Consider the following 7,519-nt stretch of genomic DNA (forward strand, 5'->3'; position numbering starts at 1 on the left):
GCGGGACCGCCTCGCCACCCCGGCGCGCCGGGTCCGGCACTTCACCCACCGGACGCTCCTATGCTGGACGCGCGGCACGAAGCGGTCAGGCGAGGGGAGCGGACGAGCCATGCGCGGTACCCACGACGAACCCGTGAGCGGTGCGGGCGCGCCCCCCGGCGCGGGAACCGGCGTCCCGGACGGCCACGAACGGCTCTGGACCCCCCACCGCATGGCCTACGTCAAGGGCGAGGGGAAACCGACCGGGCCCGGCGCCGACGAGGGCTGCCCCTTCTGCCGCGCTCCCGGGCTTCCGGACGAGGAGGGCCTGGTCGTCGCACGCGGCCGCTCCGCCTTCGTGGTCCTCAACCTCTACCCCTACAACAGCGGGCACCTGCTGGTCTGCCCCTACCGGCACGTCTCCGAGTACCCGTCGTTGGACGCGACGGAGACCGCCGAGGTCGCCTCGCTCACACAGGCCGGGATCCGGGCGCTCACCGAGGCCTACGGGCCCGCGGGCTTCAACGTCGGGATGAACCTCGGTACCGTGGCCGGTGCCGGGATCGCCGCCCACCTCCACCAGCACGTCGTGCCCCGTTGGGGCGGCGACACCAACTTCATGCCCGTGATCGGACAGACCAGGGTCCTGCCCGAGATGCTGGAGCGGACCCGCGGCAGGCTGGCCGAACTCTGGCCCCGGAAGTGAGGCCGGGACCACCCGAACCCCCCACCACCCGACCCCGTGGTCGACGCCACCCCCAGAGGGTGCGGCTCCCACGCCGACGACCGTTCCCGCCCTACGATCACTAGAAGACATGCTGAGAATCCTTCGCCCCATGACCTCCCGGGTCACCGCTCCGCTCGGCCGGAGCCTGGCCCGCATCGGCCTGACGCCCAACATCGTCACCATCGTCGGTGCCACCGGTGTCGTCGTCAGCGCCCTCTACTTCTATCCCCGAGGCCAGCTCTACGCGGGCTCGGTCGTCATCACCGTCTTCGCCCTCTTCGACATGCTCGACGGGGCCGTGGCGCGGGCCAGGGACAGCGCCAGCGCCTTCGGTGCCTTCCTCGACTCCAGCCTCGACCGTGTGGCCGACGCCGCGATCCTCGCGGGGCTCATGTGGTGGTTCGTGGGCGAGGGCGACGATCCCATGCTCGCCGGGCTCACCCTGTTCTGCCTGATCAGCGGTTTCATGGTCTCCTACATCAAGGCGCGCGCCGAGGGGCTGGGCGTCAACTGTGACGTCGGCGTGGCCGAACGCACCGAACGTCTGATCATCGTGCTCGTCGCCGTCGGCCTGAGCGAGCTCGGCGTGCCCTACATCCTCGCGGGCGGCCTCTGGCTCCTGGCCGTGATGAGCCTGCTCACCGTCCTCCAGCGCCTCGTCGAGACCCGAGCCCGCCTCAACGACCCCGGCTTCGTCGAGGGCGAGGGCGAGGACAAGAAGACCAGCAACGGCGCCTGACCACACCCCTGAAGGGACCGAGGCACAAGAGGACGAGGAAGACGACGTGGACGAACGCATGGCCGACCTGGCCTACTCGGCGGGGTGGACCCTGGTCCGCCGCGCACCCGAGGAGGCGGGCCGGGCGGTGTTCCAGGGGCTGGCCGACCGGGCCTGGCGCACCCACAACGACGGCACCCGGGGGCTGGAGCGCAACCTGCGCAGGCTGGTCGGGCCGCACGCCACGGACGCGCAGATCAGGGCGTTGTCCAAGGCGGGGATGCGCTCCTACATGCGCTACTACTACGAGGTGTTCCGACTGCCCGCCATGGGCCGGGAGCACCTGCTCGGCCGCACCCGCCAGACCGGGATCGAGGTGCTGGAGGAGCACGTCAGGTCCGGGCGCGGCGTGGTCGCGGCCCTGCCGCACATGGGCAACTGGGACCACGCCGGGGCGTGGATCGCCGCGCGTGGCACCCCCCTCACCACCGTGGCCCAGCGGCTGCGCCCCGAGAGCCTCTACCAGCGGTTCACGTCCTACCGGGAGTCCCTGGGTATGGAGGTCCTGCCGCTGACCGGAGGCGCCGCCAACACCGTCGGTGTGCTCTCCCGCCGCCTGCGCGAGGGGGGCCTGGTGTGCCTGCTCGCGGACCGCGACGTCAACGGCACCGGGCTGGAGGTCGACCTCTTCGGTGAGCGGGCGCGCGTCCCCTCCGGGCCCGCCGCGCTCGCCCTGAACACCGGGGCCGCCCTCATGCCGGTCTCCCTCTGGTACGACGGCCCGACCTGGAACATCCGCGTGCACGACGAGGTCCCCGTCGCCACCGAGGGCACCCGTACCAGGCGCGTCCACGACACGACCCAGGCGCTCGTCCGGGTCTTCGAGGGCGCCATCGCGGAGCACCCCGAGGACTGGCACATGCTCCAGGCCGTCTTCAGCGCCGACCACGACGCCGACCGCGCCCGCCGCCACGAGGCGGCGGCGGTGGCGCTCGACCCGGAAGCCCGGCGGTGATCCGGACACGGACCGGGACCCCGGACGGCACGGCCCCAGAGGAGGACGGGAGCGGGATGCGCGTCGGTATCGTCTGCCCCTACGCCTGGGACGTGCCCGGCGGGGTGCAGCAGCACGTGGGCGACCTGGCGGAGGCGCTCGGCGCCATGGGCCACGAGGTCTCCGTCCTGGCCCCGCTCGGTGACCCCGACCATCCGGTCCCGGCCTACCTGGTCCCGGCCGGACGCCCGGTCCCGGTGCCCTACAACGGGTCGGTGGCCCGGCTCAGCTTCGGACCGCGCACGGCGGCCCGCGTCCGCCGGTGGATCACCGAGGGCCGCTTCGACCTGCTGCACATCCACGAACCCGCCGCGCCCAGCGTCTCCCTCCTGGCCTGCTGGGCGGCGGACGGGCCCGTCGTGGCGACCTTCCACACCTCCAACCCGCGCTCGCGCGCCATGGCCGCGAGCTCGGGCGCCCTGCGCTCGGCGCTGGAGAAGATCAACGCGCGCGTGGCCGTCTCCGAGGCGGCCCGGCGCACCCTGGTCGAACACGTCGGCGGGGACGCCGTGCTCATTCCCAACGGGGTGTCCGTACGCCGCTTCGCGCACGCCGAACCACTGCCCGGATGGCCGGGGCGAGGCGGCTCCCTCGGGTTCCTGGGGCGCCTGGACGAACCCCGCAAGGGCCTGGCCACCCTCCTGGAGGCCTTCTCCCGGATGGCCCCGCACCGCCCCGGGCTGCGCCTGCTCGTGGCCGGGCCGGGGGAGGCCGACCTGTCCGGGGTCCCCGACTCCGTACGGGACCGCGTGGTGCTCCTCGGGCGGCTCGACGACGCCGACAAGGTCCGCGTCTACCACTCCACCGACGTCTTCTGCGCGCCCAACCTGGGCGGGGAGAGCTTCGGTATCGTGCTGACCGAGGCGATGGCCTCCGGGGCCGCGATCGTCGCCAGCGACATCCCCGCCTTCGGAGCCGTCCTGGCCGACGGTGCCGCCGGAGAGCTCTTCCGGGTCGGTGACCCCGACCACCTGGCCGAACGCGCCGGAACCCTGCTCGACTCGCCCGAACGCCGCGCCGCGCTGTCGGAGGCCGCGCGCGCCGCCGTGCGCGCCTACGACTGGGACACGGTCGCCGCCGACATCGCCCACGTGTACGAGACCGTCCTGTCGTGGGGCGACCAGGGATCCCCCGGCGTGCGGGCCGGCGGCGGCCCCCGTTCTCCCGACTCCCCGCGCCGTGGGCACCGGACGCCCCGGGGTGAGCGACCCTGATCGAGGACGTTCGCTTCGTCACACTGGTCGTGTCGATCCTGCTCGTGCTGGTCCTGCTCGGCTTCTACCTGTCCTGGCGGGCCACCCGGCTCGACCGTCTGCACCACCGGGTGGAGACCGCGCGCGCGGCCTTGGACGCCGCCCTGCTGCGCCGGGCCGCGGCCGTCCTCGACCTCGCGGCCCACCCCGGCCTGGACCCGGGGCTGGCCCGGGAGCTGACCGCCGCCGCCAACGGCGCGCGCCGGGCCGGGGAGGAGGAGCGCGAACTCGCGGAGAGCCGGCTGTCCCAGGCACTGCGCGCCGCCCTGGACCGCCCGGACCGGGGCCCCGACCCGCACCGGTTGGACGAGGTGACGGTGGCCGCGCGCGGCGTGTACCTGGCCCGGGTCTTCCACAACGACGCCGTGTCCGACACCCGCCGCGCGCGCCGCTCCCGACTGGTCCGCTTCCTGCGCCTGGCGGGCACCGCCGCTCTGCCCGACTACTTCGAGATGGACGACCGGCCGCCCCGGCGCTGAACCGGGGCCCGCCCTCGTACGGACGAGGTGGCCACACGTCACACACCGATACTCCAGCCTGGCCAAAGGCCGCGAACCCGGTGGAACTAGGATGGGACGCTGATCGACCTGGTGCACGCCACCGACGGTGCCCGCGTGTGCGCGCGTCCGTCGGGCGCGCCGCGCCGCGTCGCATCCAGGTCGTGCTCCCGGCCGCGCGGGCGTCCGGAGAGCGGGGCCTGGCCCCCAGTCAGCCGAACGAACGGGAGACCACCACCGTGGCCACCAACGCAGCGAACACCTCCGACAACGCCGTCGGTACCCAGCGCGTCAAGCGCGGCATGGCCGAGCAGCTCAAGAACGGCGTCATCATGGACGTCGTCACTCCCGAGCAGGCCAAGATCGCGGAGGACGCCGGTGCCGTCGCCGTCATGGCCCTGGAGCGCGTCCCCGCCGACATCCGCAAGGACGGCGGCGTCGCCCGCATGTCCGACCCGGACATGATCGACGGCATCGTCGAGGCGGTCTCCATCCCGGTCATGGCCAAGGTCCGGATCGGGCACTTCGTCGAGGCGCAGGTCCTGGAGTCGCTCGGCGTCGACTTCATCGACGAGTCCGAGGTCCTCACCCCCGCCGACGAGGCGTACCACATCGACAAGTGGGCGTTCACCGTCCCCTTCGTCTGCGGCGCCACCAACCTCGGTGAGGCCCTGCGCCGGATCGCCGAGGGCGCGGCCATGATCCGCTCCAAGGGCGAGGCCGGTACCGGCAACGTCGTCGAGGCCACCCGCCACATGCGCTCCATCAGCGGCGAGATCAAGCGCCTGGGCACCCTGGACGAGCCCGAGCTGTTCGGCGCCGCCAAGGAGCTGCGCGCCCCGTACGAGATCGTCAAGGAGGTCGCGCGCCTGGGCAAGCTGCCGGTCCCGCTGTTCTCCGCCGGTGGCGTGGCCACCCCCGCCGACGCCGCGCTCATGCGCCAGCTGGGCGCCCAGAGCGTGTTCGTCGGCTCGGGCATCTTCAAGTCCGGCGACCCGGCCAAGCGGGCCGACGCCATCGTGCAGGCCACCCTGCACTACGAGGACCCGGCCGTGATCGCCCGCGTCTCGCGCGGTCTGGGCGAGGCCATGGTCGGCATCAACCTGGACGAGCTCTCCGACTCCCAGCGCTACGCCGGTCGTGGCTGGTAGTCCGGGACCCGACCGCAGAACCCACGACCGACGAGGCAGTACGTGACCGCCAGCCCCACCATCGGTGTGCTCGCCCTCCAGGGCGACGTCGCCGAACACACGCACATGCTCGGGGACCTGGGCGCCCGCACCTCGCGGGTCCTGTCCGCCGACCAGCTCGACACCGTCGACGGCCTGGTGATCCCCGGCGGCGAGTCGACCACCATGTCCAAGCTCGCCGTCCGGTACGACCTGATGAAGCCGCTGCGCGAACGTGTCGCGGACGGCATGCCCGTCTACGGGACGTGCGCGGGGATGATCATGCTGGCCGACCGCGTGCTGGGCGCAACGACGGACCAGGAGACCGTGGGCGGCATCGACATGACGGTACGCCGCAACGCCTTCGGACGCCAGACGGAGTCCTTCGAGACCGGGGTGCGGATCGACGGGATCGGGAACGATCCCTTCGACGCGGTGTTCATTCGCGCGCCCTGGGTGGAGTCGGTCGGCTCGGAGGTGTCGGTCCTCGGCAGCGTTTCCGGTCCGGACGAGGCCGGTAGGATCGTCGCCGTACGACAGGGCGGCCTGATGGCGACGTCCTTCCATCCCGAACTCACCGGCGACACGCGTATCCACCGCCTCTTCGTCGACATCGTGAAAGGACTTGCATGAGCGGCCACTCCAAGTGGGCCACCACCAAGCACAAGAAAGCCGTCATCGATGCCAAGCGCGGCAAGCTGTTCGCCAAGCTGATCAAGAACATCGAGGTGGCCGCGCGTACCGGTGGTGGGGACCCCGAAGGGAACCCGACGCTCTACGACGCCATCCAGAAGGCGAAGAAGAACTCGGTGCCCGCCGACAACATCGAGCGCGCCCGCAAGCGCGGCTCCGGTGAGGAGGCCGGTGGCGCCGAGTGGCAGACCATCATGTACGAGGGGTACGCCCCCGGCGGCGTGGCTCTGCTCGTGGAGTGCCTGACCGACAACCGCAACCGCGCCGCGTCCGAGGTGCGCGTGGCGGTCACCCGCAACGGCGGCAACATGGCCGACGCCGGTTCGGTGTCGTACATGTTCAACCGCAAGGGCGTCGTGATCGTCCCCAAGGAGGGCACCACCGAGGACGACGTGACCATGGCGGTGCTGGAGGCCGGGGCCGAGGAGGTCGAGGACCTCGGGGAGGCCTTCGAGATCGTCTGCGAGGCCACCGACCTGGTTCCGGTCCGCACCGCGCTCCAGGAGGCGGGCATCGACTACGAGTCCGCCGACTCCAGCTTCCTGCCGACCATGGAGGTCCCGGTCGACGCCGAGGGCGCCAAGAAGGTCATGCGGGTCGTGGACGCGCTGGAGGACTCCGACGACGTCCAGAACGTGTTCACCAACGCCGACATCCCCGACGAGGTCATGGCCGAACTCTGAGGCAGGGGCCCGCGCGGGACCACGCGTCGACGCCCGTGGCCGCACCCCCGAACCGGGGGCGCGGCCACGGGCGTCTCCGTGTCCGGAGGTGGCCACGGGTGTGGGCGGTTCCGAGACGGTGATGCGAGTTCCGCCGGTGTCCGGTTGAGTACAGTACGTGGTACCGCGCACCACCCCCGACCGGGGCGCGGTCGAGCCCCCCGACGACCGGCGAAGGAACCCCAGCCATGAGCCAACCCCCGGAGTACACCCCGGACCCCTCGCAGCAGCCCTACGGACAGCAGCCTCCCCAGCAGCCCCAGTCCGGCGGTTACCCGGGCGGCCAGTACTACCAGCAGCCTCCCCAGCAGCCCGGCGCCTACGCCCCGCCGGTGGAGAGGAACCCGGGTTTCTTCGCCGCGCTCTTCGACTTCTCCTTCCGGGAGTTCATCACCTCCCGGATCATCCGGATCGTCTACGTCCTGTGGCTGGTCCTGATCGCGTTCGGGTTCCTGGCGGGCCTGGTCAGCTCCATCGCCCTCATGGGCGACGAGGACTTCGGCGTCCTCGGCTTCTTCCTGCTGATCGGGACCTTCATCGGCACGGCGGTCTGGGTGCTGGTCTCCCGGATCACCCTGGAACTGCTCATCGTGGTCTTCCGCATCAGCGAGGACCTCAGCGCCCTGCGCAAGCGCGGCGGCCTCTAGGCCGTCTCCCGGATCCCGTGGGTCGGCGGCCGACGGCCGCCCACCCCGGGTGTCCAGGGA

At 72.1% G+C, this 7,519-nt stretch carries 9 protein-coding genes; all 9 read left to right on the top strand.

What is annotated here, in order from left to right; translation table 11 throughout:
* The first annotated feature begins 109 nt into the window (after nucleotides 1-109).
* The 9 genes from ACRWK8_RS24670 (at nucleotide 110) to ACRWK8_RS24710 (ending at nucleotide 7,459) form a co-directional block, all read left to right on the top strand.
* Entirely contained in the window at nucleotides 110-685 is a 576-nt protein-coding gene (locus ACRWK8_RS24670) for an HIT family protein (protein ID WP_431873027.1), read from the top strand.
* 130 nt (nucleotides 686-815) lie between these two features.
* Entirely contained in the window at nucleotides 816-1,445 is a 630-nt protein-coding gene (gene pgsA / locus ACRWK8_RS24675) for a phosphatidylinositol phosphate synthase (protein ID WP_378741255.1), read from the top strand.
* Between the two features lie 46 nt (nucleotides 1,446-1,491).
* Nucleotides 1,492-2,439, top strand: a complete 948-nt coding sequence (locus ACRWK8_RS24680; RefSeq protein ID WP_378741257.1) for a phosphatidylinositol mannoside acyltransferase — start codon at nucleotides 1,492-1,494, stop codon at nucleotides 2,437-2,439.
* Between the two features lie 56 nt (nucleotides 2,440-2,495).
* A complete protein-coding gene (locus tag ACRWK8_RS24685; protein WP_378741259.1) occupies nucleotides 2,496-3,692 on the top strand; it encodes a glycosyltransferase family 4 protein in 1,197 nt (398 codons plus the stop codon).
* 23 nt (nucleotides 3,693-3,715) lie between these two features.
* Entirely contained in the window at nucleotides 3,716-4,210 is a 495-nt protein-coding gene (locus ACRWK8_RS24690; RefSeq protein WP_378741572.1) for a hypothetical protein, read from the top strand.
* 257 nt (nucleotides 4,211-4,467) lie between these two features.
* Nucleotides 4,468-5,379: a pyridoxal 5'-phosphate synthase lyase subunit PdxS gene (gene pdxS / locus ACRWK8_RS24695; RefSeq protein WP_378741574.1), complete on the top strand. Its 912-nt coding sequence runs from the start codon at nucleotides 4,468-4,470 to the stop codon at nucleotides 5,377-5,379.
* A gap of 42 nt (nucleotides 5,380-5,421) precedes the next feature.
* On the top strand, nucleotides 5,422-6,030 hold the full coding sequence (pdxT, locus tag ACRWK8_RS24700; RefSeq protein WP_378741261.1) for a pyridoxal 5'-phosphate synthase glutaminase subunit PdxT: 609 nt from the start codon (nucleotides 5,422-5,424) through the stop codon (nucleotides 6,028-6,030).
* Nucleotides 6,027-6,773, top strand: coding sequence for a YebC/PmpR family DNA-binding transcriptional regulator (locus ACRWK8_RS24705; protein WP_378741264.1), 747 nt, complete (start codon nucleotides 6,027-6,029; stop codon nucleotides 6,771-6,773). Before pdxT ends, ACRWK8_RS24705 begins: the two co-directional genes overlap by 4 nt.
* 227 nt (nucleotides 6,774-7,000) lie before the next feature.
* Nucleotides 7,001-7,459 (top strand): DUF4282 domain-containing protein, encoded by a 459-nt coding sequence (locus tag ACRWK8_RS24710; protein WP_431873028.1) that lies wholly within the window; start codon nucleotides 7,001-7,003, stop codon nucleotides 7,457-7,459.
* The last annotated feature ends 60 nt before the right edge of the window (nucleotides 7,460-7,519 follow it).

It is taken from the genome of Nocardiopsis eucommiae, assembly GCF_965344335.1.
Classification (GTDB): Bacteria; Actinomycetota; Actinomycetes; order Streptosporangiales; family Streptosporangiaceae; genus Nocardiopsis; species Nocardiopsis eucommiae.

Excerpts from the sequence above, each read along its gene's own strand:
- ACRWK8_RS24670 (WP_431873027.1), top strand. The coding sequence starts at position 110 with ATGCGCGGTACCCACGACGAACCCGTGAGCGGTGCGGGCGCGCCCCCC.
- pgsA (WP_378741255.1), top strand. The coding sequence starts at position 816 with ATGACCTCCCGGGTCACCGCTCCGCTCGGCCGGAGCCTGGCCCGCATC.
- ACRWK8_RS24685 (WP_378741259.1), top strand. The coding sequence starts at position 2,496 with ATGCGCGTCGGTATCGTCTGCCCCTACGCCTGGGACGTGCCCGGCGGG.
- ACRWK8_RS24705 (WP_378741264.1), top strand. The coding sequence starts at position 6,027 with ATGAGCGGCCACTCCAAGTGGGCCACCACCAAGCACAAGAAAGCCGTC.
- ACRWK8_RS24710 (WP_431873028.1), top strand. The coding sequence starts at position 7,001 with ATGAGCCAACCCCCGGAGTACACCCCGGACCCCTCGCAGCAGCCCTAC.